General features: G+C 71.4%; 23 protein-coding genes. 9 read left to right on the top strand and 14 right to left on the bottom strand.

Annotation, left to right across the window (positions count from 1 at the left end; genetic code table 11):
* Positions 1-431: 431 nt before the first annotated feature.
* The 5 genes from ACZ6KY_RS04300 to ACZ6KY_RS04280 all read left to right on the top strand — a co-directional run bounded on the left by ACZ6KY_RS04300 (position 432) and on the right by ACZ6KY_RS04280 (position 4863).
* Positions 432-2246 carry an arabinofuranosidase catalytic domain-containing protein gene (locus ACZ6KY_RS04300; protein WP_469308777.1) on the top strand — a complete coding sequence of 605 codons (1815 nt, stop codon included), beginning with the start codon at positions 432-434 and terminating at the stop codon, positions 2244-2246.
* A gap of 179 nt (positions 2247-2425) precedes the next feature.
* Positions 2426-3286 carry a ribonuclease BN gene (locus ACZ6KY_RS04295; protein WP_469308776.1) on the top strand — a complete coding sequence of 287 codons (861 nt, stop codon included), beginning with the start codon at positions 2426-2428 and terminating at the stop codon, positions 3284-3286.
* 57 nt (positions 3287-3343) lie between these two features.
* Positions 3344-3685: an ArsR/SmtB family transcription factor gene (locus ACZ6KY_RS04290; RefSeq protein WP_469308775.1), complete on the top strand. Its 342-nt coding sequence runs from the start codon at positions 3344-3346 to the stop codon at positions 3683-3685.
* A 3-nt stretch (positions 3686-3688) separates the two neighbouring features.
* A complete protein-coding gene (locus tag ACZ6KY_RS04285) occupies positions 3689-4195 on the top strand; it encodes an SRPBCC family protein (protein ID WP_469308774.1) in 507 nt (168 codons plus the stop codon).
* A complete protein-coding gene (locus ACZ6KY_RS04280; RefSeq protein WP_469308773.1) occupies positions 4195-4863 on the top strand; it encodes a dihydrofolate reductase family protein in 669 nt (222 codons plus the stop codon). Before ACZ6KY_RS04285 ends, ACZ6KY_RS04280 begins: the two co-directional genes overlap by 1 nt.
* 53 nt (positions 4864-4916) lie before the next feature.
* On the opposite strand, the gene ACZ6KY_RS04275 is transcribed toward ACZ6KY_RS04280, so the two are convergent.
* The 4 genes from ACZ6KY_RS04275 to ACZ6KY_RS04260 all read right to left on the bottom strand — a co-directional run bounded on the left by ACZ6KY_RS04275 (position 4917) and on the right by ACZ6KY_RS04260 (position 8796).
* A complete protein-coding gene (locus tag ACZ6KY_RS04275; RefSeq protein ID WP_469308772.1) occupies positions 4917-5264 on the bottom strand; it encodes a hypothetical protein in 348 nt (115 codons plus the stop codon).
* 406 nt (positions 5265-5670) lie between these two features.
* Positions 5671-6408: a YoaK family protein gene (locus ACZ6KY_RS04270; protein WP_469308771.1), complete on the bottom strand. Its 738-nt coding sequence runs from the start codon at positions 6406-6408 to the stop codon at positions 5671-5673.
* Between the two features lie 193 nt (positions 6409-6601).
* Complete coding sequence (locus ACZ6KY_RS04265) at positions 6602-8200, bottom strand: glycerol-3-phosphate dehydrogenase/oxidase (protein WP_469308770.1); 1599 nt, start codon at positions 8198-8200, stop codon at positions 6602-6604.
* On the bottom strand, positions 8197-8796 hold the full coding sequence (locus ACZ6KY_RS04260; RefSeq protein WP_469308769.1) for a TetR/AcrR family transcriptional regulator: 600 nt from the start codon (positions 8794-8796) through the stop codon (positions 8197-8199). Before ACZ6KY_RS04260 ends, ACZ6KY_RS04265 begins: the two co-directional genes overlap by 4 nt.
* Positions 8797-8870: 74 nt before the next feature.
* Here ACZ6KY_RS04260 and ACZ6KY_RS04255 point away from each other — a divergent pair, with 74 nt between their 5' ends.
* Together ACZ6KY_RS04255 and ACZ6KY_RS04250 are read left to right on the top strand one after the other, a co-directional pair.
* Positions 8871-10460, top strand: coding sequence for an FAD-binding oxidoreductase (locus tag ACZ6KY_RS04255; protein ID WP_469308768.1), 1590 nt, complete (start codon positions 8871-8873; stop codon positions 10458-10460).
* Between the two features lie 169 nt (positions 10461-10629).
* Positions 10630-11511 (top strand): diacylglycerol kinase family protein, encoded by an 882-nt coding sequence (locus tag ACZ6KY_RS04250; RefSeq protein ID WP_469308767.1) that lies wholly within the window; start codon positions 10630-10632, stop codon positions 11509-11511.
* A 57-nt stretch (positions 11512-11568) separates the two neighbouring features.
* On the opposite strand, the gene ACZ6KY_RS04245 is transcribed toward ACZ6KY_RS04250, so the two are convergent.
* The 3 genes from ACZ6KY_RS04245 to ACZ6KY_RS04235 all read right to left on the bottom strand — a co-directional run bounded on the left by ACZ6KY_RS04245 (position 11569) and on the right by ACZ6KY_RS04235 (position 14072).
* Complete coding sequence (locus ACZ6KY_RS04245; protein WP_469308766.1) at positions 11569-12522, bottom strand: L,D-transpeptidase; 954 nt, start codon at positions 12520-12522, stop codon at positions 11569-11571.
* Positions 12523-12839: 317 nt separating this feature from the next.
* Positions 12840-13607 (bottom strand): alpha/beta hydrolase family protein, encoded by a 768-nt coding sequence (locus ACZ6KY_RS04240; protein ID WP_469308765.1) that lies wholly within the window; start codon positions 13605-13607, stop codon positions 12840-12842.
* Between the two features lie 339 nt (positions 13608-13946).
* Positions 13947-14072 (bottom strand): hypothetical protein, encoded by a 126-nt coding sequence (locus tag ACZ6KY_RS04235; protein WP_469308764.1) that lies wholly within the window; start codon positions 14070-14072, stop codon positions 13947-13949.
* A 222-nt stretch (positions 14073-14294) separates the two neighbouring features.
* Between ACZ6KY_RS04235 and ACZ6KY_RS04230 the strand changes: the two genes are divergently transcribed.
* Positions 14295-15083 carry an SAM-dependent methyltransferase gene (locus tag ACZ6KY_RS04230; protein WP_469308763.1) on the top strand — a complete coding sequence of 263 codons (789 nt, stop codon included), beginning with the start codon at positions 14295-14297 and terminating at the stop codon, positions 15081-15083.
* Between the two features lie 36 nt (positions 15084-15119).
* Here ACZ6KY_RS04230 and ACZ6KY_RS04225 read toward each other — a convergent pair whose 3' ends face one another.
* From ACZ6KY_RS04225 to ACZ6KY_RS04205, 5 genes are all read right to left on the bottom strand, one after another.
* Positions 15120-15497, bottom strand: a complete 378-nt coding sequence (locus ACZ6KY_RS04225) for a fic family toxin-antitoxin system, toxin component (RefSeq protein WP_469308762.1) — start codon at positions 15495-15497, stop codon at positions 15120-15122.
* Positions 15497-15742 (bottom strand): hypothetical protein, encoded by a 246-nt coding sequence (locus ACZ6KY_RS04220; protein ID WP_469308761.1) that lies wholly within the window; start codon positions 15740-15742, stop codon positions 15497-15499. The genes ACZ6KY_RS04225 and ACZ6KY_RS04220 overlap by 1 nt, the downstream gene beginning before the upstream one ends.
* 498 nt (positions 15743-16240) lie before the next feature.
* Positions 16241-17254, bottom strand: a complete 1014-nt coding sequence (locus ACZ6KY_RS04215; protein ID WP_469308760.1) for an NAD(P)/FAD-dependent oxidoreductase — start codon at positions 17252-17254, stop codon at positions 16241-16243.
* A complete protein-coding gene (locus ACZ6KY_RS04210) occupies positions 17251-17784 on the bottom strand; it encodes an isoprenylcysteine carboxyl methyltransferase family protein (protein WP_469308759.1) in 534 nt (177 codons plus the stop codon). The genes ACZ6KY_RS04215 and ACZ6KY_RS04210 overlap by 4 nt, the downstream gene beginning before the upstream one ends.
* 40 nt (positions 17785-17824) lie before the next feature.
* Positions 17825-18883, bottom strand: coding sequence for a type III polyketide synthase (locus ACZ6KY_RS04205; RefSeq protein ID WP_469308758.1), 1059 nt, complete (start codon positions 18881-18883; stop codon positions 17825-17827).
* Between the two features lie 144 nt (positions 18884-19027).
* On the opposite strand from ACZ6KY_RS04205, the gene ACZ6KY_RS04200 reads away from it, so the two are divergent.
* Positions 19028-19906 (top strand): UbiA family prenyltransferase, encoded by an 879-nt coding sequence (locus tag ACZ6KY_RS04200; protein ID WP_469308757.1) that lies wholly within the window; start codon positions 19028-19030, stop codon positions 19904-19906.
* Between the two features lie 183 nt (positions 19907-20089).
* Here ACZ6KY_RS04200 and ACZ6KY_RS04195 read toward each other — a convergent pair whose 3' ends face one another.
* Entirely contained in the window at positions 20090-20623 is a 534-nt protein-coding gene (locus ACZ6KY_RS04195; RefSeq protein WP_469308756.1) for a lamin tail domain-containing protein, read from the bottom strand.
* A 969-nt stretch (positions 20624-21592) separates the two neighbouring features.
* Complete coding sequence (locus ACZ6KY_RS04190; RefSeq protein WP_037751662.1) at positions 21593-21796, bottom strand: cold-shock protein; 204 nt, start codon at positions 21794-21796, stop codon at positions 21593-21595.
* Positions 21797-22068 lie beyond the last annotated feature (272 nt).

Here is a 22068-nt window from a genome sequence, read left to right as displayed (position 1 = left end):
CGCGGACGCGAAGGGGAACGGGACGATCCGGCCGAAGCGGGTCTTCCCGGATCCGAGGGCGGACCGGGTCGCCGCGGGCGGTACCCGGCGGCACCACCGCATACGTCCGGGCGGCAGGGCACTCCGGTGGAGCGAGGAGCTTGCGGCCGGACAGCTCACCGCACTGGCCACCGGTCGCCACAAAACCACACGTTCGGACACAGGTAAGGGTCGACGAGAAAGGAAAGCAACAAATATTGACGCAATCGACCAACGCGCGTAACTTCCGACTCAGTCGTCAGGCAGCCTGAACTCGGCTGTTCCGAGGGCGAGTTGTAGCTCCACCCTCCACATTGGGAGCACACATGCGCAGAAGAAGATCTGCCTCCTCGCGTCTCTTCCCGTCTCCGGCGGCCGGGCCGTTACCCCGACTGGCTCGACTGCGTCGCGCCGTGCTGTCCGTCGCCGCCACCCTCGGCCTCCTGGTGACCGTCCTGGTCGCGATGCCCGGTGTCGCCCAGGCGGCGGGATCGCAGCCGTGCGACATCTACGCGGGCGCGGGCACCCCGTGCGTCGCCGCCCACAGCACGACCCGCGCCCTGTTCTCCGCGTACAACGGTCCGCTCTATCAAGTCACCCGCGCCTCCGACGGCGCGACCGCCGACATCGGGCTGCTGTCGGCCGGCGGCTACGCGAACGCCGCCCAGCAGGACAGCTTCTGCGCGAACACGACGTGCAGCATCTCCAAGGTGTACGACCAGACGTCCCGCCACAACGACCTGTTCCCCGGCCCCGCGGGCACGGCCGGAATGGGTGCCGACCGGGGTGCGGACGCGAGTGAACTGGCCGTCACGGCGGGCGGCCACAAGGTCTACGGGATCTGGATCTCCCCCGGCGTCGGATACCGCTCGCACGGCGCCGCTTCGGGCGTCGCCGTGAACGGCCAGCCGGAAGGCGCCTACATGGTCGCCAGCGGCACCCACGTCGGCTCCGCCTGCTGCTTCGACTACGGCAACGCGGAGTCCACCCCGGCCGACACCGGCAACGGCCACATGGACGCCGTGTCCATCGCCACCACCTGCTACTTCGCGCCGTGCAGCGGCTCCGGACCCTGGATCGAAGCCGACATGGAGAACGGCATGTTCCAGGGCGACAACGGCTCCAACACCGCGAACAAGGGCAACAACAGCACGTACGTGACGGCTGTCCTGAAGAACAACGGGCAGACCACCTACGCGTTGAAGGGTGGCAACGCGCAAGCGGGCGGCCTGTCGACCTGGTGGGACGGAGCGCTGCCCACACGGGGCGGCTACCGGCCGATGCAGCAGGAGGGCGGCATCATCCTGGGCACCGGCGGCGACAACAGCAACTGGAACATGGGGACGTTCTTCGAGGGCGTCATGGTGTCGGGCTATCCGACCGACGCGGCCGAGAACTCCGTACAGGCGAACATCGTCTCCGTCGGCTACTCGGGCCAGACCAACATCCCGAACGGCCCGCAGGCCACCATCACCGGCCCCGGAAACCAGTGCGTCGACGTCGCCGCGGACGACACGGGGGTGAACGGCACCGGCGTACAGCTGTGGAACTGCCAGTCCTACGCCGAGGACCAGTACTGGACGCACAACGCGAACGGTTCCCTCGCCACCATCGGCCGGTGCCTGGACATCATCGGCAACGGCACCGCCAACGGCACCCAGGTCGAGCTGTGGGACTGCAACGGGGTCGGCGGCCAGAAGTGGGTGCAGCGCGCCGACGGTTCGCTGTTCAACCCGCAGTCGGGCCGCTGCCTGGACTCCCCCAACGGCGCCACCGCCAACGGCACCCGCCTGCGGATCTGGGACTGCAACGGCTCCGCCGCCCAGAATTTCGCCGTCAACGCGGGCGCGCCCGTCATCGGACCGGGCGGCACCTGCGCCGACGTGGCCGGGGACGACAACGGGTCCAACGCCACGGCCGTACAGCTGTGGGGCTGCCAGTCGTACGCGGTCGACCAGCACTGGTTCCACAGCTCGGACGGACGGCTGCACACGCTGGGCCGCTGCCTCGACATCATCGGCAACGGCACCGCCAACGGCACCCAGGTCGAACTGTGGGACTGCGGCACGGCCGGTGGCCAGATCTGGCAGCAACAGGCCGACGGCTCCCTGCTCAACCCGCAGTCGGGCCGCTGCCTGGACTCCCCCAACGGCGCCACCGCCAACGGCACCCGCCTCCAGATCTGGGACTGCAACGGAGCGGCCGCCCAGAAGTTCGCACTGGGCTGACCCCACCTCGCCGCCCCTCGGCCCGGCCGGACCGCTCGACGTCCGGCCGGGCTCGCCCATGACACGCGGCACGGCCGCCCACCGGCAACCGCGTGTCGCAGGGATCCGGCAGGGGCTGCACCAACACGGCGCTCTCCCAAAGCTGTTGGAAAGGTCGCCGACTGTGGTAATCGACCTGCATGCCGAAGAAGGCTCCCCCCGTCGACGACCACCACCGCCAACCACCCCTGCGGGTAAGGCTGTGCCGGGTGCTGCGTGATTCCCCGGCCGGGCGGGGATGGCGGCGGAGCACCGAGATCGAACTCGGGCAGAGGTCACTGAGCTTCGCGGCGCTCGGATTCCTCACACTGGTACCCCTCCTGATCGTCGTCTCGGCCGCCGATCCGGCGCACGGCCGGGGGTTCGCGCAGTGGCTGGGCGACGGGCTCGGGGTGTCGAGAGCCGCCCGGCACCAGGTCGCGCGGCTTTTCGCGGGGCCCGCGCAGGTACTGCAGACCACGACCGCGTTCGGCCTGGCCGCCCTCGCCGTGTTCGGTCTGAGCTTCGGGGCGGCTGTACAGACCGGCTACGAGAAGGTCTGGGACCTGCCCCCGGCCCGCTGGTACGCGCGATGGCGCCAAGTGCTGTGGCTCGCCGTGCTCATCGGATCCCTGTACGTGTCCGCGACCACCACCCTGTGGCGCCACTCGGCTGTCGGCACGCTGAGCGCGACCCTGACCGCCGTCCTGTTCTTCTGGTGGTCGCAGTGGATGCTGCTCGGCGGCCGGATCGCGCTGAGGGCCCTGCTGCCCGGTGCGGCCTTCACGGCGCTCGGCCTGCTCGGTCTCCGGGTCTTCTCACGGCTGGTCTTCTCACCGCTGATCGCCTCCAGCGCTGTCACCTACGGCCCTTTCGGCACCGTCCTGGTCGTCCAGTCCTGGCTGGTCGGAGTGGGCGTCGTCGTCTTCGCCGGCGCGTTGCTGGGGCGACTGGCGGACGAGGAGATCTCCACCGCGGCACAGGCTTCGAAGGAGCGGCGGGCGCGACGTAAAGAGCGTTGACTCCGGGCGATTTCCAACCCGCTTGACGTATTCCGATATGGGAATACGATGGCTGCCATGGCACGAGCAGCGACGACGTCGGACGCGTTCAACGCGATAGCCGAGCCGCAGCGCCGGGACATCCTGGCGCTGCTGCGGGCGGGTGAGCGGCCGGTGACCGACCTGGCCCGGGAGCTGGGGATGAGCCAGCCGGGGGCGTCCAAGCACCTGCGGGTGCTCCGGGAGGTGGGGCTGGTGCGGGTCCGCGGGGCGGGCAAGCAGCGCCTCTACGGCCTGGACGCCCGCGGGCTGCGGCCGGTCCACGAGTGGGCCGGCGGATTCGAGCGGTTCTGGAACGAGAGTTTCGACCGGCTGGACACCTACGTGCAGGACCTCAAGCAGACGCGGCAGGAGGAATGACCGATGGCAGGGGCAAGGCAGGAAACGCGGGCGGAGTCGGCGACGGCCGACCGGGAGATCGTGATCTCCCGGGTCATCGACGCGCCGCGGGAGCTGGTGTTCGAGGCGTTCACCGAGGTCCGGCACCTGTCGCGGTGGTGGGGTCCGGAGGGGTTCACCACCACCACGCGGTCCTTCGAGTTCCGCGAGGGCGGGGAGTGGGACTTCGTGCTGCACGGGCCGGACGGGACCGACTACTCCGAGTGGATCCGCTGGCTGCGGATCGCCCCGCCGGAGCGGATCACGCTGCTGCACGGTGAGTCCCGCGACGACCCGAACGCCTTCGAGTCGGTCCTGACCTTCGCGTCGGACGGGGCGGCGACCCGGATCGTGATGCACACGGTGTTCCCCACCAAGGAACTGCGCGACGAGGCGGTCGAGAAGTACCACGCGATCGAGGGCGGCCGGCAGACCCTGGGCAACCTGGCGGCCTACGTCACCGAGATCATTCGGAAGGGGGCGGAGGGCTGATGGCCGGGAAGGTGTTCTTCAGCGTGTCGATGTCACTGGACGGCTTCATCGCGCCCGAGCCCGTGCCCGTCGAGGACGAGCTCTTCGCGCCCGGCAAGCAGAGCGACCCGGACGTTCGGCGCTGGATGGCGCAGTGGACGGAACTGCAGCAGTGGGTCTTCCCGCTGCGGTTCTTCCGGGAGAACCTGAAGCTGGGCGAGGGCGGCGAGGAGGGCCGCGACAACGACGTCGCGCGGGAGACGTTCGAGCGCACCGGCGCGAGCGTCATGGGCAAGCGCATGTTCGACCTCGGCGAGCAGACATGGCCGGATGAGGCGCCGTTCCACACCCCGGTCTTCGTCGTGACGCACACCAAGCGTGACCCGTGGGAGCGGCCCGGCGGCACCACGTTCCACTTCGTCAACGACGGCATCGAGCACGCCCTCGACCAGGCCCGCGCCGCCGCCGGCGACCGGGACGTCCGCATCGCCGGCGGCGGCGCGACGATCCTGGAGCACCTGAACGCCGGCCTGGTCGACGAGTTCTCGATCACGCTGTCACCGGTGCTTTTCGGCGCCGGCACCCGCCTGTTCGACGGCGTGGACGCGTCCAGGATCGCGCTGGAGCCGGTCCGTTCGGAGCCGTCGTCGCGGGTGACGCACCTGACCTACGCCGTGCACCCACGGTAGCCGCGCCGCCACTCCACCCTGGCGACCCGAGCACCACGGCGCGCACGCTTGAATCAGCAGGCCACCACGGCCGACCGCGCATAGCAGGTCTCCGCCTGCCGGCGCCGGCGGTGGAGCCGCGGCAGGTCGTCTGCGGGGTGGCTGTCGGCATCCAGCAGATTGGTCGGCGGCCGCCACAGCTCCGTGTGCCTGGTGCCGTCGGCCAGGACGACGGCGAGCCACGCCTCGACCACCCGCACCTCCACCCGCCGCCCGCTCGCCCTGGCACGGTGGCGGCGTGGCAGGACCGCGGTGAGGTAGGAGCAGTCGGTGGGCGGGAGTCCTCCCACCGCTGCGAGGAGTTCGCCGGGCCCGTCGATCCGCGATCCCCACACGGTGATCCGTCGTCCGTCCGCGGACACGTCCACACGTGACGCGGCGCCGTACGCGGGGCGCGGAATCACCAGGGGCCTCGCGAGCCGCGAAGGCGTCTCCCCGCTCAGGGGAATGAGCGCGTCCTCGGTGAGCGCCGCGTACCCCAGCCCCTGGTGGCGGAGCGCCAGCGCCCTCTCCCCGGACCGAAGGGTACGAAGCAGCGCCTGCGCCTTGCGGAGGGAAACCCGACGACCTCGCGCTCGGCCACCTCGGCCGTGCGCGGATCGTCACGCAGCAGACGCCGCGCAGCGGTCGGGGACGTACCCGGAGAACGGCCGCTGCCGATCTTGGCAGAAATGCCGCCTCCTGAACCGATGCACGGCTGTGACCTGCACAGATGATGTCGCCCCGCCGCCGTCTCCACAACCGGGAGGGACTGCTGGGGAAGGGAGTTCAGCCGATGAGTTCCGGCGAGAGCAGGCGGTACCGGGCCAGGAGCACGTTGAGTGCGGCGATGAGCAGGACCGCGGCCGCGATGGCGAGCAGCGCATGGCCGGTCCCCCACGGGGTGATGAGGGTGCCCAGGGCGCCGCCCGCGAAGATGCCGACGACGGTCGCGACGAGCCGGAGCCGGATCGTACGCCGTTGCGGGGTCGCGGGAGTGGCGCCGGTGAGGCCGTGGATGAGGCGGACCAGCGACACCTGGACCAGCAGGGTCGGCATGCCGGGAACCGCCGCGCGCAGGGCGGTGTCCGCGCGCAGGCCCATGGCGAAGCCGACCATGGCGATGACCAGGTTGTCCGGGTGGTCGAGGAGTGAGCCCGATCCATGCCGCCACAGGGCCGTCGCACCCGCGAGCGCGAGGAGCACCCCCTCGACCGCCAGGGCGGCCGCGAACCAGTGCCGGTGTCGTGCGACGAGACCACGGGTGGCGAGGGCCCCGGCCGCGGCCCCCAGGACGAAGGCGATCAGGGCGACGGCGGGACGGGCCACCGGCACCTGTCCTTCACCGGCGACGGCGAAGGACAGGAAGAGCAGATTGCCGGTGGCGAGCGCGGTGAAGACGTGCCCCATGGTCAGGAAGCTGACCGCGTCGACCGCGCCCGCCAGGACGGTGAGGGTGGCCATGACGACGGTCTGCTGACGTTCGCGCCGTGCGGCGGACTCCGTTGGTCCGGCTTCTTCGCTCATGCGGTCAGTCTCGGGAACGCGGACTCCACAGCCGTGGTGGCCGGGCCGACACGTACCGCGTGTGCCGCCAATGGACGGTGCGCCGAGACCCGCCGTCGGCGTGCCGCCGTGTCCGACCGGGGCCGCCCTGCGCTTCGGGCGGGGGTGGCGCGGCACCGCCCGGGGAGAGCCCGGGGCCGTCCGTGGCGCGGTGTCAGGCAGGCCGGGCGGCGGCCGCGTCGAGGGCTTCCCGGGCGGCGGCCACAGCGGCTGCCCGGTCCTTCGGCACCAGGCCGATGCGGGTGCGCCGGTCCAGGAGGTCGGCCTCGTCGAGGGCGCCCTCGTGGAGCACGGCCCACAGCAGCGCGGCCCGTGTGACGGGGTGTCCGGGCACCACGGGCTCGTTCAGCTCGGGGTCGGTGGCGCCGAGCGCGTGGACGGCGGGGGCCTCGGCTCCGTAGCGACGGATCAGGTGGCCGGGTGCGGCCAGCGAGCCGAGCCGGTGCGGGGCCGCGGCTCCGACCAGCGGCAGGGAGGACGTGGTCGAAGGACCGGCGCGGAGGCTCCGGGCCTCGACCGCCGCGTCGACGGCGTCCTGCGCCATGCGCCGGTAGGTGGTGAGCTTGCCGCCGACCACGGTGATCACTCCTTCGCCGGAGGTGAGGACGGCGTGCCGGCGAGAGATGTCGGAGGTGCGGGCGGTTGCTCCCGAGCGGGTCGGTGCGGTGTCCAGCAGCGGGCGCAGCCCCGCGAAGGCGCCGACGACGTCATGGCGCCTGACCGGGGTGTCCAGGGCGGAGCCGAGGACGTCGAGCAGGAAGCCGATGTCCGACTCGGGCACCTCGGGCACGTCGGGTACGTCCCCGTCGACGGGTTCGTCGGTCAGGCCGACGTACACGCGGCCGTCGTCCTGCGGCAGAACGAGGACGAAGCGATTGGTCTCGCCCGGGATCGGGATGTGCAGGCCTGCGGGCAGCGGCCCGAACAGGTCGGCGCGCAGCACCAGATGGGTTCCGCGCGAAGGGCGGATACGGATGCCGCCGACCAGGTCGCCCGCCCACACACCGGACGCGTTGATAACCGCGCGGGCCCTGATCTCGCCCTGCTCTCCGGTGAGTTCGTCACGGACGCGGGCACCGGTCCCGCCGACCTCCAGGGCCCTGACCCTGGTGAGGATCTTCGCGCCGCGGGCGGCGGCGCTGCGGGCGAGCGCGGTGACGAGGCGGGCGTCGTCGGTCACCTTGCCGTCCCAGGACAGCAGCCCGCCGCGCAGACCGCCGGGGCGTACGGACGGTGCCAGGTGGCGGGCCTCCACCGCGGAGAGGCGGCGCGGCGCGGGCAGGGTGGCACGGGCGGTGCGGGCCGCCAGCCGCAGGGTGTCCCCGGCGCGGAAGCCGGCCCAGGCCAGAGAGGCCTGACCGCGCGACACCAACGGCGTCAGGGGCAGGACGAAGGGCTGGGCGCGCACCAGGTGGGGCGCGGTGCGCTCCATGAGGACACCGCGTTCGACCGCGCTCTCGTGGGCGACGTCGAGCTGCCCGGAGGCCAGGTAGCGCAGTCCGCCGTGGATCAGCTTGGAACTCCAGCGCGAGGTGCCGAAGGCGAGGTCGTGGGCGTCGACGGCGACGACACTGAGACCGCGCGCGGCGGCGTCCAGGGCCACTCCGGCGCCGGTGGCGCCGAGTCCGACGACCAGGACGTCCACGGTGTCGCCGCCCACGGCCTCGGTCAGTTCACGGCGGCGGCGGGCGGCGGAGAGCGACGATCCGGGGGCCGGGGCCGCCGGGCCGGACGGACTGCTTGTGGGGCTCATGGCGTGAGGGTCCTCTCCAGAAGGGTGCGCAGCTCGTCGAGAAAGGCGGTGCTGGTCAGTTCGGGGTCGTCCTCGTCGGTCATGGTCCGCAGCGACAGGGTGAAGGACTGGACCACGAGCAGCACGGCACGCGCCTGCCGTCTCGTGGGGGCGAGCCGCACCGACCCGTCGGCGTGCCCCTCCGTCAGGGCGTCGGCGAGGAGGCCCAGGAGTGCTTCCTGGCTGGCTCCGCGGCGGTCCAGTACGTAGGGCAGCAGCAGTTCGGGGTCGACGTCGATGATCTTGCGGAAGAGCGGGTGGGCTCGGAAGGCCTCCACTCCGGCCACCAGCCCGTCCACGATCAGAGAGCGCGTCTCCTGGCCCGGCCGCCGCTCCGGCATGGCGCCGGTCGCCGCGTCGACCCACTCACGGGTCATCAGATCGCCGACCAGCGACCGCACATCGGGCCAGCGCCGGTAGAGCGTCATGCGCGAGACGCCGGCGCGGCGCGCCACGTCCGTCAGGGTGGTGCGCCGGACTCCGACCGCCAGGACGCAGTCGCGTACGGCGTCGAGGACGGGATCACTGTCCGACTGGTTGTGACGAATAGGCGCCATGTGTAACAGTGTAACGCCCTGTGCGGCCGTGCGGGAGACGGCGCGTCGCGAACCGACCGATGAGGACTACGTTCATGGACATGCTGTGGAGTGGCTGGGGCGACCCCGCCAAGGCGGCGCCGCTGCCCGACTCGGTGACCGGCCTGCTGCGGGATCTGCTCGGCGTCAAGCCGCGGGACACCGCCGTACGCGCTCTTGAGGAGATCTCCGTCTCCGAGCCCCCGTCGGCCCCCGCCCTGAGTGCGCTGGCGGACGCCGTCGGCGGTGCGGACCAGGTGCTCACCGACGCGGAGAGCCGCATCAGGCACACCCGCGGGAAGTCCACGCCCGATCTGCTGAAGATCCGCGCGGGCGATGCCGGGGACGCCCCCGCGGCCGTCGTCCTGCCCGCCACCCATGACGAGGTGCTCGCCGTGCTGCGCGCCTGCGCCGAACACGGCCTCGCCGTCGTCCCGTTCGGCGGCGGAACCTCCGTCGTCGGCGGCCTCGCCCCCGAGCGGAGCGCCTTCGTCGCCCTCGACCTGCGCCGGATGAACGGCCTGCTCGCCATCGACCCCGTCTCCCGCACCGCCACGTTCCAGCCGGGCCTGCGCGCCCCCGACGCGGAGGCGCTCCTCGCCGAGTACGGGTTCACCCTCGGGCACTTCCCCCAGTCCTACGAGTGGGCCACCATCGGCGGATTCGCCGCCGCCCGTTCCAGCGGACAGGCCTCCGCCGGATACGGCCGCTTCGACGAGATGGTCCTCGGTCTCACCGTCGCGACCCCGGAAGGCACCCTGGACGTGGGCCGCGCCCCCCGCTCGGCGGCCGGCCCCGACCTGCGGCAGCTGATCCTCGGCTCCGAGGGCGCCTTCGGGGTCATCACCTCCGTCACCGTCCGGATCAGGCCGCTGCCGCAGACCCGTATCTACGAAGGGTGGCGGTTCGCGTCCTTCGAGGAGGGCGCCACCGCCCTGCGCCGGCTCGCCCAGGACGGACCGCGCCCCACGGTGCTGCGGCTGTCCGACGAGACCGAGACCTTCGTCGGTCTCGCCCAGCCCGACGCCATCGGGTCGGCCGGGGCACCGCCGGACGCCGGTTGCACGGCTGTCGCCGGGTACGAGGGGACCGAGGAGGACACGGCGTACCGTCGCGAGCGGGCCGCCGAAGTCCTGCGCGCGGCCGGAGGCACCTATCTGGGCGCCGAGCCCGGTGAACGCTGGGCGCACGGCCGCTACTCTGCACCCTACCTGCGCGACTCGCTGCTCGACGCCGGGGCCTTCGCCGAGACCCTGGAGACCGCGGCCTTCTGGTCACGCGTTCCCGAGCTCTACGCAGCCGTGCGCACCGCGCTGACCGAGACGCTCACCGCGGCGGGAACCCCGCCCCTGGTCATGTGCCACATCTCGCACGTCTACGAGAACGGCGCCTCCCTCTACTTCACCGTCGTCTCCGCCCAGGGCGAGGACGCCGTGGCCCACTGGGCACCGGCCAAGCGGGCCGCCAACGAGGCCGTCCTGAGCGCGGGCGGAACCATCAGCCACCACCACGGAGTGGGAACGGACCACCGCGACTGGTACCTCCGGGAGGCGGGGCCACTGGGCATCGAGGCCCTGCGCGCCGTCAAGCGACGCCTTGACCCCGACGGCCTCCTCAACCCCGGGATCCTGCTGCCCATCGACTGACCACCACCGTGAACGCCTCCCGGCGGCCTCGGGGCCGCCGGTGCGTCATCAGGCTCCGGCTCCGACGCCGTTGCCGCGCCCGGGATCCGGCTACGGCTACCGCTTGTCGCCGTGTTCAGGATCCGCCCGCTCCGCTTCGTCCCACCCGACACCGCCCGGAGGCACACCGATGCGACAGTTCACCGCCGTCGTCAACCCGACCGCGGGCGGCTCCACCGGGGCGGCTGCGCTGCTCCCGGTCGCCCGCCTGCTGCGGGAGGCCGGAGCCGGACTGGAGACCGAGTACAGCCGCAGCCTGGCCCACGCCCAGGAAATCGCGCTCCGCGCCGGGGAACATGGCCGGGTGGTCCTCGCCGTCGGCGGTGACGGGATGGCCGGGGGCATCGGCGGCGCGCTCAGCGAGACGGACACCGTACTGGGCCTGGTGCCGGCCGGCCGCGGCAACGACTTCGCCCGAGCGCTCCGGCTGCCCACCGCCGCGGAGGACCTGGCGCGCGTCCTGCTGCGTCACGAGCCGCGACGCGTCGACACCATCGAGGTGGAATCGGCGGTGCACTCCCGAACCGTTGTCCTGGGCAGTGTGTACGCGGGCGTCGACGCGCTCGCCAATCGACACGCCAATCACGCGCGCCTGCTGCGTGGGGCCGCCTCGTACTACGCCGGCGGTCTGCGCGCGGTCACCGGCTGGCGTCCGGCGTCGTACCGCGTCACCGTCGACGGTGAGCAGCACCTCCACCGGGGCTACACCGTCGTGGCCGCCAACTCCGCCTACTACGGCTCCGGGCGCATCATCGCCCCGGCCGCGCGGACGGACGACGGCCTGCTGGACGTCGTCATGATCCGGGAGGCCCCGCGCCGCCTGTTCTTCACCCTGATGAACGAGCTGAAGACCGGCGCCCACACCGAGCGGCCTGAGGTGGTGATCCTGCGGGGCCGGGAGATCCGTATCGAGGCGGACCGGCCGGTGCCCTACGGGGCCGACGGGGAGGTCGAGGCCGCCCTCCCCGTCACGGCCCGGGTGCGGCCGGGCGATCTGGCCATGCTCTTCTGACCGGCCTTGGCCCGGTGCACCGGCTTGTCCGCGACGGGTCCGTCGCGGACGCGCACGTCACCCGGCGGTGGCTTCTCCGCTCGCGCTGCCCGCCAGCCACTGGTCCCAGCTCAGGTTGAAGGCGGCGTAGCCGTTGTCGGCCGAGGCCTTCGCCCGCGGGGAGCCCGTGACGGAGACCGGGTCGCCCTGCTTGACCTGGCCGTAGAACCACTTGGCGTCGGACATCGACAGGTGGACACAGCCGTGCGAGCCCCGGGCACTGCCGCTGCCGGGGTTCGGGTCGCCCGTCGAGTAGTGGACGTAGGTGCCGGACTGGGTGAGGTGGACATCCCAGGGCAGCGTCAGGTCGTAGTAGTTGGGGGCGCCCTTGGTGCAGCTGATGCCGACGCTGCACGAGGTCATGTGGACCTTCTCCTGCTTGTCGATCACCGCCATGACGCCGTTCCACGTCGGGTACTCGGCGCTCCCCGCGTTGATCGACAGGGTGCGTACGGGCGCGCCGTTCTTCGTCACCTTCATCGTGTGTCCGGTGACGGAGACATCCGCGCGGACGTCATCGCCGACGGTGAAGTCGTGCACGTAGGAACGCGTGCCGTAGCGGCCGTTGCCGTTGGCCACTCCCTTCATGTCGGCGGTGATCTTCACCTTCGTACCGGTCGCCCAGTACGACTTGGGCCGCCAGTCGACCCGCCGGTCCCCGAACCAGTGCCACGCGCCCGTCATCGGCTGGGAGCTGGTCACCTTCATGTGCTTCTCGACATCGGCACGGGCCTTCTCGCCCACGGGATTCGTGAAGATCACCGAGATCGGCATCGCGACGCCGACCGTGGCGCCGGTCTGCGGCGTGATCGTCTCCAGCAGCATCGGTGGCCCCGCGGGCTTCGATGGAGACGGCTTCACGCTGGCCGTCGCCTTGCCTGTCCCGCCCTTTCCGTCGTCGGAACTCGCCTTCGGTGTCCCCCCGCCACAGGCGCTGGTGCCAGCCAGCACCGCAACCATGACGAGTGCCATCGATATACCGCTACGTCGCTTCACATCTACCCCGGCTCACAATTCGTGCCTGCCTCACTGTTCTGTTGGACTACTGGCGTTCCCCCGCGGTTGCAGTCCATGTGTAAAGCACGGTTCAAAACCCGACGCGAGAGGTCCCCCGCGGCGCGGATCGACGGACCCCGCGAGGCCCGTGCCGCCGCCCTCGTACGACATCGGACCCGACCACGCGGACCGGGAAGAGACCCAGGGTCACCGCGGCTTGACGCTCTGCCGGGACGGCGCCGGCGGTGACGGCGCCCGGCCGGTGGCCGGACGCCGACACCCGTCAGGTCAGATCACGCCGGCGAGTTGACGCCGACCCGGCCGAGATGCCGTACGAAGAACCGGACAGCGCTGTCGGCCTCGAACCTGGGCAGCTCCTTGTGCCCTCCCGCGTTGGCGTGCAGCGTCTTCTCCTTCGAGGCGAAGGCGTCGAACAGCGCGAGACCGGACTCGCGCGGGATGTGCTCGTCGTCCCACTGCATGTCGAACTCGATCGGAACGGTGATCCGCTGCGCCTTCTCGGCCAGGGCGTCGGGCCAGTGCTGGCCGAAGACCGCGGCCCTGATCCTGGGTTCGATCGCCACGAGCGGCACTCCGATCGCGGTCCCCATGTTGATGCCGAGGTAGCCGACCGGGCCCTCCGCGCCGATCTCCGGCAGTTCCTGGAGCGCGTCCAGGGTCGCCTGCCACTCCGGCACGGCGCGCTCCGCGAGGTGGGCGTTGTAGCGGACGACGACCGGGCCTTCCGGTTCGCCCGCCGCCCTCGCCCGGTACAGCTCGGCGATCTCCCGCTCGTCGTGCGCCGTGCGCGGCCGGCCGCCGTGACCGGGCGCGTCGATCGTGGCCACGTTGAAACCGCCGTCGGTCACGAGGCGCAGCGCACGACCTGCCATGCCGGGCGCCCTCTTGTGCGTGCCGCCGCCGTGCCCCATCAGCACGAGAGGCGCCCGTTCGGAGCCGGATGCGGCGGACCAGAGCACGCCGGTGACCTCACCCACAGTGAAGTCGCGTTCTACGACGCCGTTCGACGACGTCTCCGCAGTGAAATGCACAGAATGCATGGGTTGTTGCCCTTCGGGTTCGCCTGGTTGTCGAGGCGCTCCCGGCGACACCCGCTTATGTGCAGGGCCGAACCGTGATCAACAGGGGGAGCACCCACATGCGTACAGCGTTCATGGGTCTCACCTCCTCGCACGACGTCACGGCCCGTGCAAGCTACCAGCCCGAGCGGCGTCCCGCCCAAGCCTTTTCCTGAGGAGGTCCTGGCCCAGGGGCGAGTTCCAGGAGCCGCATCGATCTCCTTCGCCGCCATGAACTCCCCTGTGGGCGTCCGGTCGTTGGAGCGGACGCCGCCCCACTCGCGGAGCCGCTGATCGTATCCAGGACGGTCGCGGCCGCTGTCACGGCCACCGCCCCCACAGCACCAGCGAGTTGAGCACCGGCCCGGACGCCGCCGCCAACCGCCCGGCGGACACGGACGACCGGGTCTCCGCGTCGGTGAGTGCCCGGGCGAGCCCGATACCCACGCCGATCACCGCGAAAACGGCGGTGTGGAGAGGACGCCCTGGGCCGGGGCGGACGACTCTCCGTGACGCGCCGGCGGTGCACGCACAAGCCCGCACGGTCGGCCCTCGGTCCCGTTCCCGGACCTCGGTCCAACTCCCTTACGGCACTTACCACATGGCGCTTCCGAGTAGGATGATCGAACACTCGGCCTGCCGCGTTTTCGTGGTGCGATGGGAGCTTCCATGACGATCGACCGACAGTCGTTTCCGACGCTCGACACCAGCAAGGCGCATCCCGCGCGGGTCTACGACTGGCTACTGGGCGGCAAGGACAACTACCCGGTCGACGAGGCCGTGGGAGAGAAGCTGCCGCCGGAGGCGCGGGACGCGGCCCGGCAGAATCGCGAGTTCATGCACCGGGCGTCCGCGTGGCTCGCGGAGCAGGGCATCGACCAGTTCCTGGACATCGGCACCGGGATTCCGACCAAGCCCAACCTCCACCAGATCGTCCAGGACATCACGCCGACGGCGAAGGTCGTCTACACCGACAACGACCCGATCGTGCTGCGTCACGCCGAGGCACTGCTGGTCAGCCGGCCCGAGGGTGTCACCGACTACATCCAGGCCGATGTGCGGCGGCCCGAGGAGATCGTCCAACACGCCCGGCACATCCTGGACTTCACCCGCCCGATCGCGCTGTCGCTGATCGCGCTGATGCATTTCATCCCCGACGAGCAGGACGCCCACGACATCGTCCGCAACCTGATCGCCACGCTGCCCTCGGGCAGCTACCTGGTGTTGTCGCACGCGTCCTCCGACCTGTTCCCGGAACTCTCCGATCAGGTCACCGCCGAGTACGCCAAGGGCGGCATCCAGCTCGGCTTCCGTAACCGGGCCGGGGTGCAGAGCTTCTTCGACGGTCTCGAACTGGTCGAGCCGGGCCTGGCGACGGCGACGGAGTGGTTCAAGTCGGCCCGCAGGCCGAGGCCGGAGAACAGCGGCATCTACGCGGGAGTGGCCCGCGTCCTCTGAGCCGGCCCGAGCCGACCAGGAGCCCACACGCGCGGATCAGGTGACCGCGGGCCAGGAGCGCAGGAGCACGGCGATCTTCGCGGCACTGCACGCGGGGTCGCGGAGCAGGTCACGCAGGGCGACGGCGTCGTCCCGGGTGGGTTTCACGGGGATGCCCGAGGCCTCCAGGTACATCACGCCCGTGGCCGCCGCGACGGCCATGTTGGAGCGCTCGAGCCACCGGCACCGGCCGAGGACGTGCACCAGTGCGGCGGCGCGCGCATAGGCGCCGTCGTACACCGGCTGCTCGAGGAGCTGGGCCTTGTGGCAGGCGACCGCGGCCACCGGCACCCCGTAGTCGTCGGGGGCCGGATCACCCGCCCCGGCGATCTCGGCGACCTGCAGGATCCAGGGGACGTCGATGTGCAGATCCATTACGCTGCGTGCGTCTCCCGGGCGGCCTGCCGGACGTCTTCGGCCTCGACCTCGTCGAAGACGTCCTGGTGCTCGTCGAGGAAGCGCCGGGCGGCGTCCAGGCCTCGGGCGCGCAGGCCGTCGGCGTCCTCCAGGACCAGCTGGGACAGGTATTCGCCGACGCTCTGCCCGCGGTCCTTGGCCCTGGACTTCGCAAGCTCCAGGACGTCTTCGTCGATCCGCGCGCCTATCTGTGTCCTCGCCATACCGGCATGGTAACAGCCGTTACCACTCTCGGGGAGCGCTCGCTTCCCATCCCTCCCTCCGCGCCCCGGCGCCCCGCATCGCGTCCATGCGGGTGGCGTATGGGACAGCGGCGAGCCCCCGAAGGCATGACCGGCGTTGTGCAACGTACCTGCCCACGATCATTCAGAGAGGACGTCCCGTGCGTCGAACCATGTTGTTGTCTGTCTGTGCTCTCGTCGCCGCCGCGGCAACCGGATTCTTCACCACCAGCGCCATCCGCAACCGCTGATTCCACGACGCCCGCACGCGTCCCGCAACCGCACATGTCCGCGGTGGTGACGGCCGCCCGGCCGCTGTGCCCACCGCGGACATCTCGCGACACCCACTGATTCATGGCCGACGTCACCCACCGGCGCCGGACGCCCGAGAGACCGATTCGGGATGCGCCACGCCGTCGAGCGACAGGAAGCCGAACTCGGTTCACCTGGACAGGCCGCGAGACCGCTCTGTCGTACGCGCTACTGCAGGGCGTGGACCGCGGCGGTGAACACCGGGGGCATCCGGGACGCCATGGGGACGATCAGCCGGGCGGTGCCGGGACGGCGGCTCGCGGTCAACAGGGCTCCGGTCAGCAGCCGGTGACGGCGTGTCAGTAGTGAGTACGCCCGCTCGTAGTCCGCCGCGCGTCCCGCCGCGAGGCAGTGGACGGCGGCTCCGGCCGTCGCGAGCCCGAGGGCGATGCCCTCTCCGGTGAGAGCGTCCACGTAGCCCGCCGCGTCACCGACGAGCAGGACGCGTCCGGCGACTCGGCGCCGCACCCGTTGCAGCAGCGGCCCGGCGCCCCGCACCTCCGTGGCAGGGGCCCCGCGCAGTGACGCGGTCAGAGCCGGGAACTCGCCCAGGTGCTCGTCGTAGCCGCGACGCAGGCGGCTGAGGACCGCGACGCCGACCAGGTCGTCGGCGACCGGTGTCACGTAGGCCTCGCCGTGCCCCGACCAGTGGACCTCGACGAAGTCCGTCCAGGGCACGACACGGTAGTGCCGGCGCTGTCCGTAGCGCCGGTGCGCGGCGCCGGGCAGTTCCAGTCCCAGGCCGCGGCGGACGGCGGAGTGCAGGCCGTCGGCGGCGATCAGCCAACGTGCCGTGAGACCCGCGGCGGTGACGGTGTCCGCTGTCTGGCGCACCTCACCCACCTTGCCCGGCACGATCCGCACACCGAGGCGCAGAGCGTGCTGGTGGAGTGCGTGATGCAGCTCCGTACGGCGGATTCCGAGCCCTCGGTGGCCGCGGAAGAGCGCTTCGGCGCGGGCCGCGCCGTCCACGTACCGGATGCCGCGCAGTTCCTTGCCGGCGACCTCGACGCCGAGTGCCCGCAACGCGGCGACGCCGCTGGGCATGACACCTTCTCCGCAGGCCTTGTCCACCGGCGCGGTCCGCGGCTCGACGACCACGGCCTCCAGACCGGCCAGCGCGCTGTGAATGGCGGCGGCGAGACCGGCCGGTCCGCCACCGGCGACCAGGACGTCGATCACGCCGGAACGGAGGTGATCGAGGTGGTCACGGCCGCCAGTGCCCGGTTCTCGCACCGGATGCGCACGGTCAGGAGGGCCGCGTTGGCCAGGGTGAAGACGGCCGCGGTGACCCAGGCGGTGTGCACGAGCGGCAACGCCACGCCCTCCGCGACGACGGCCACGTAGTTCGGGTGCCGCAGGAACCGGTAGGGGCCGCGGGCCACCAGGGGAAGGCCGGGCACGACGATCACCCGGGTGTTCCAGCGGGACCCCAGTGTGGCGATGCACCACCAGCGCAACGCCTGGGCACCCGCCAGCGCGGCCACCATCGGCCAGCCGAGCGCGGGGAGGAAGGACCGGTCGGCCAGCCATACTTCGACCGGGCAGCCGAGCAGCAGGGCGGTGTGCAGGGCGACCATCGCCGGGTAGTGGCCCTGGCCCGCCTCGACCGCGCCGCGAGCGTGGCTCCACCGTTCGTTGCGGCGGGCGACGACGAGTTCGCCGACCCGTTCGGCGGCTACGGCGGCCACCAGCAGTACGTACCAGATCATGTGTCCGTGTCCCACCGTTCCATGTCGTGCGCCGGGCGGCCTACCAGCGCAGCAGCACCAGCTCGCAGGCGAATCCCGGCCCCATCGCCAGAAGCAGACCCGGCGTACCGGCGGGCGGGCGGCGGGCGGCCAGCGTGTCGCGCAGCACATGAAGCACGGACGACGAGGAGAGGTTGCCGACCTCGGCCAGATGACGCCAGGTCACGTCGAGGGCCCCGTCGGGCAGATCGAGCGCTTCGGTGACGGCCTCGAGGACCTTGGGTCCTCCGGGGTGGCACACCCAGGCGCTCACGTCCTTCGGCTTCAGACCGTGGTCGCCGAGGAACCCCTCGACGTCATCGGCGAGGTGACGGCGCACCACGTCGGGGATCTCCGGGTCCAGGACGACCTGGAAACCCGAGTTCTTGATGGCCCAGCCCATGACGCCGCTGTTCTCGGGGTACAGCCGGCTGCGCGTGTCCACGATCGCGGGGCCGACGGCTTCGCCCGTACGACGCGATCCACAGGCCACCACCGCGGCGGCGCCGTCGCCGAACAGACCGGTGGCGACCATGTTGGCCAGGGAAGGGTCGCCGCGCTGGAACGTGAGCGAGCACAGCTCGACCGACAGCAGCACCGCCACCTGGTCGGGCCGGCCCAGCAGATAGTCGTGCATACGGGACAGGCCCGCGGCTCCGCCGGCACAGCCCAGGCCGAACATCGGCAGCCTCCGAACGTCCGGACGCAGTCCGAGGCGGCCCGCGACCCGGGCGTCGACGGAGGGCGCCGCGATGCCCGTGACGGAGGTGAAGATCAGCAGGTCCACGTCGGCCGCGGACAGACCGGCCAGGCGCAGGGCTTCCCGGACGGCCTTGGCTCCCATGTCCGTGGCGGCCGCGATGAACACGTCGTTCGCGGCGCCGAATCCATCCAGGGCCTCGTACTGTTCGAGTGGCAGCGTCATATGGCGGGTACGGACCCGCGCGCCTCGGTGCAGCCGGTCCAGGACACGGCGGTCGGTGCCCTCGGGCAGACACGTGCGGGCCACCATGTCCGTGATCTCGGACTGGGTGTGGCGGTGCGGCGCGAGGGCACCGTGCACGGCGGCGATCCGCGTCATAGGGCTCCCGTCCGAAAACCGACTGGGGTGGGCTGCTTCGCATGCCTTCCCCGGACCGGCACTTCGCCACCAGGGATCGCCCGTCCGGCGGTTCGCCCCGTGGCGCGCCCAGGCTGGACGGGCGAAGGCTCCTACCATCGCCGGGTGGGTACTCCCGAGCACTCGACGTCCAGTGATACCGCGGGAAACGGGACCGGCCGGGTGGGTGGTCTGGGCCGAGCGTGCCACCCCGGGCCGAGCGTGGCCGTCACGACGCTGGCGGCTGCGCTGGCCGTGATCGCCGGCCGCGGAACCGGGGGTTGTGTCCTGGTCGGCGCCGCCGTCCTGACGGGGCAGTTGTCGGTCGGCTGGTGCAACGACGCGTTCGACGCGCGGCGGGACCTGGCGGCGGGGCGGCGTGGCAAGCCGGTCGTGGACGGCGTGATCGGTGCGACACAGCTCTGGGCCGCCGCGTACGCGGCGCTGGCCCTGTGTGTGCCGCTCTCGCTCTTCTGCGGCCTCTGGGCCGGCGTCGTTCACCTGGCCGCGGTCGGGGCGGGCTGGGCGTACAACGTGCGGCTCAAGGCGACCCGTTGGTCCTGGGCGCCTTACGCGCTGGCGTTCGCCGCGCTCCCGGCGTTCGTGTCACTCGGGCTGCCGGGCCGTCCGTGGCCGGCCTGGTGGGTCGTCGGGGCCGGGGCGCTCCTGGGGGTCGGAGCGCATCTGGGCGATGTCCTGCCGGACATCCGTGGGGATCTGGCGACGGGCGTACGAGGGTGGCCGCAGCGGCTGGGGCCCGATCGTGCGCGGCTGCTGCTTCCGGTACCCCTGGTGATCGCGTCCGCGCTGCTGGCGCTGGGACCCGCGGGACCGCCCGGCGGACGTGAGGTGGTGGCGCTGGCGGTGGTCTTCCTGGTGGCGGTGACGGGGACGGTGCTGGGCCGCCGCTGGGAGCGGCTGGCGTTCGCGACGGCGGTCGTCGTGGCAACGGTGGATGTGACCCTGCTCCTCAGCGGCATCGGGATCGGGACGGGCGCGCCATGAGCTCCGTCCGGCCGCGTGGATAGCCTCTCGCGCCCGGACGCGGAAGACCCGCACCGTCCGGTGCGGGTCTTCCTCAGCGAGTCCGTCCGACGAGCCGAGTGATCACGGGGTCTGACTGTGCCCGGCTCTCAGCCGGCCATCTCCATCTCCCGGCCTCTGAACGGGCGTGCCGTCAAGGGCCGTTCAGTGCCCGTGGTGGCCGCCGCCGTGGTTGTCGCCGTGCCCACGGTTGTCGTCACGACCGTGGTCACGGTCGTGGTGGCGGCCCCAGGAGACGCTGTCGACGAAGCGACCGCGGTCGGTCCGCAGCGTGGCGACGTCCGAGTGGTTGTCCCACACCTCGTTGCGGCGGTCCTGGTAGAGGTCACGGCTGGTGTCACGGCCGAAGCCCGTGTGGATCCGGACGGTGGCACGGCCGGCCAGACGGTAGTGGTTGAAGGTGTAGCGGTTGCCGTCCTTGTCCGACAGCGTCCAGCCGTCCAGGTTCACTCCGTGACGGTCGGAGTTGGTGATTTCCACCCACTCCGCGTTCAGGGAACGGCTGGAGCGGTCGTCAAAGCCCGGCGCGTCGCTCTGGACCCTGCTGATGGCGACGTGCGTGCGCTCGAAGCGCGGCTCCGCGGCCGAGGCCGACACGGAGGCCGAGCCGACCATTGCGCCGGCCGCGAGGGCGGCGGCCACCAGACGACGAGCCGTGACAGACGTGGAAACGGACATGAATGCTCCTCAAGGTTCGAGAGCCGGTACACCCCGTGCGAGCACCCCACTGCGGGGAACTGCGCGGTGCGACCCTGTGCGAGTCCCGGCCCGGTGGCCGAGGACTCATAAGTTGCTCCACATCGCCGCCCGGTACGGGCAACACACGACCCCTGTTACCAATTACGAACATGTCGGTTACAGGCACCTGTATCGGCCCTTTAACTGCTGAAAGCCGAAGAGTCATCGCCTGTCGTCGCCAACTCCCGTACTCCTACAGCATCCAGGCGATAAACGGGCATCCGGCACATCGGCGCACCTCGCCCACCCGTCACCCGAAAGTGAGTAACACCACTCCGGTCCGATCCGACCGCGTGACACGGCCGGCGGGGCTCGTCACCGGGCAGATCTCGTCACCGTGATCGACCCCGACCCGATGGCAGCGCCTTCGCGCCCACGTTCCTGACAGGCGTTCCTGACAGGCCGTCACCCGGTGGCATTGCGGAACCGCACGCAGGGGAGGAAAGGAGACCTTCTCGGTCAGAGTGCCGCAGTGGGCCCATCCAGCCGGGAGGCCACACGGGCCGGACGGGTGATCCTCGCGCGCCTGGTCGGCCACGGCCTACGACGCCGTACGCGCCGCGCTCGAACCGCCGCTGAAGGGCCGGCAGAACCGGCGACAGGCGCTTCCGCGACGTCAGGGATGAAACGCATCATCATCATCAACACGGCCGCGGGCCATGGAAATCGATGCGAGGCAGGAAGCGGGCGAAGCAGCACGGCGGCACTTGGGCCGCCCGAGCCTCGGCGCCGATGGCGCGGGAAAGGTGGTGCGTGCGCGTCCCCCGGGCGGGTGTCACGCTACTGACGTGTCGTCACATGGCCCGGCTGCCCGTCGGGGAGACCGGCGGCGCCTTCGTGATCCGCCGCAATGCACGGTGCCTCGAACATGGTTGATACTCGAGGCACCGTGCCGGCGTGACGCAAAGGTCAGGCGGGGGTGATGTTCTCCGCCTGGGGGCCCTTCTGACCCTGGGTGATGTCGAAGGTCACCGCCTGGCCTTCCTGGAGCTCACGGAAGCCACTGGCGTTGATGTTGGAGTAGTGCGCGAAGACGTCGGGGCCGCCGCCGTCCTGCGCGATGAAACCGAAGCCCTTTTCGGCGTTGAACCACTTGACAGTTCCGCTGGCCATGCCAGTGCCTCTCACTCGATGACGGATCCGCACCGCGCGGACCCGGAGGTAGTCGTCCTGGTCCTCGGGCACTGCACAGCAAAACGCCCGCACCACGGCGCGGGCAGGTACTGCGAACCACGACATCTGCCAGCGACGTTACACGGCGAGAGCGCCACTCACCAGAGAGCAAGGGCCGTCAGGTGCACCGGTACCGCCGACACATGGGTGTCTTGGCGACTTCGTCTCCGCGACCGGACCCGGTCACCGAGCAGGGCCGACGAGCGGGCCGC

The sequence above is a fragment of the Streptomyces sp. NPDC042002 genome (assembly GCF_055588305.1).
Note: the sequence above shows the minus strand (reverse complement) of the source record. Positions and strands in the feature narration are given on the sequence as shown.

What these genes read in the sequence shown, in the direction of transcription:
- ACZ6KY_RS04295 (WP_469308776.1), top strand. Translation starts at nt 2,426, where the DNA reads ATGCCGAAGAAGGCTCCCCCCGTCGACGACCACCACCGCCAACCACCC.
- ACZ6KY_RS04290 (WP_469308775.1), top strand. Translation starts at nt 3,344, where the DNA reads ATGGCACGAGCAGCGACGACGTCGGACGCGTTCAACGCGATAGCCGAG.
- ACZ6KY_RS04285 (WP_469308774.1), top strand. Translation starts at nt 3,689, where the DNA reads ATGGCAGGGGCAAGGCAGGAAACGCGGGCGGAGTCGGCGACGGCCGAC.
- ACZ6KY_RS04280 (WP_469308773.1), top strand. Translation starts at nt 4,195, where the DNA reads ATGGCCGGGAAGGTGTTCTTCAGCGTGTCGATGTCACTGGACGGCTTC.
- ACZ6KY_RS04270 (WP_469308771.1), bottom strand. Translation starts at nt 6,408, where the DNA reads ATGAGCGAAGAAGCCGGACCAACGGAGTCCGCCGCACGGCGCGAACGT.
- ACZ6KY_RS04265 (WP_469308770.1), bottom strand. Translation starts at nt 8,200, where the DNA reads ATGAGCCCCACAAGCAGTCCGTCCGGCCCGGCGGCCCCGGCCCCCGGA.
- ACZ6KY_RS04260 (WP_469308769.1), bottom strand. Translation starts at nt 8,796, where the DNA reads ATGGCGCCTATTCGTCACAACCAGTCGGACAGTGATCCCGTCCTCGAC.
- ACZ6KY_RS04255 (WP_469308768.1), top strand. Translation starts at nt 8,871, where the DNA reads ATGGACATGCTGTGGAGTGGCTGGGGCGACCCCGCCAAGGCGGCGCCG.
- ACZ6KY_RS04250 (WP_469308767.1), top strand. Translation starts at nt 10,630, where the DNA reads ATGCGACAGTTCACCGCCGTCGTCAACCCGACCGCGGGCGGCTCCACC.
- ACZ6KY_RS04245 (WP_469308766.1), bottom strand. Translation starts at nt 12,522, where the DNA reads ATGGCACTCGTCATGGTTGCGGTGCTGGCTGGCACCAGCGCCTGTGGC.
- ACZ6KY_RS04240 (WP_469308765.1), bottom strand. Translation starts at nt 13,607, where the DNA reads ATGCATTCTGTGCATTTCACTGCGGAGACGTCGTCGAACGGCGTCGTA.
- ACZ6KY_RS04230 (WP_469308763.1), top strand. Translation starts at nt 14,295, where the DNA reads ATGACGATCGACCGACAGTCGTTTCCGACGCTCGACACCAGCAAGGCG.
- ACZ6KY_RS04225 (WP_469308762.1), bottom strand. Translation starts at nt 15,497, where the DNA reads ATGGATCTGCACATCGACGTCCCCTGGATCCTGCAGGTCGCCGAGATC.
- ACZ6KY_RS04220 (WP_469308761.1), bottom strand. Translation starts at nt 15,742, where the DNA reads ATGGCGAGGACACAGATAGGCGCGCGGATCGACGAAGACGTCCTGGAG.
- ACZ6KY_RS04210 (WP_469308759.1), bottom strand. Translation starts at nt 17,784, where the DNA reads ATGATCTGGTACGTACTGCTGGTGGCCGCCGTAGCCGCCGAACGGGTC.
- ACZ6KY_RS04205 (WP_469308758.1), bottom strand. Translation starts at nt 18,883, where the DNA reads ATGACGCGGATCGCCGCCGTGCACGGTGCCCTCGCGCCGCACCGCCAC.
- ACZ6KY_RS04195 (WP_469308756.1), bottom strand. Translation starts at nt 20,623, where the DNA reads ATGTCCGTTTCCACGTCTGTCACGGCTCGTCGTCTGGTGGCCGCCGCC.
- ACZ6KY_RS04190 (WP_037751662.1), bottom strand. Translation starts at nt 21,796, where the DNA reads ATGGCCAGCGGAACTGTCAAGTGGTTCAACGCCGAAAAGGGCTTCGGT.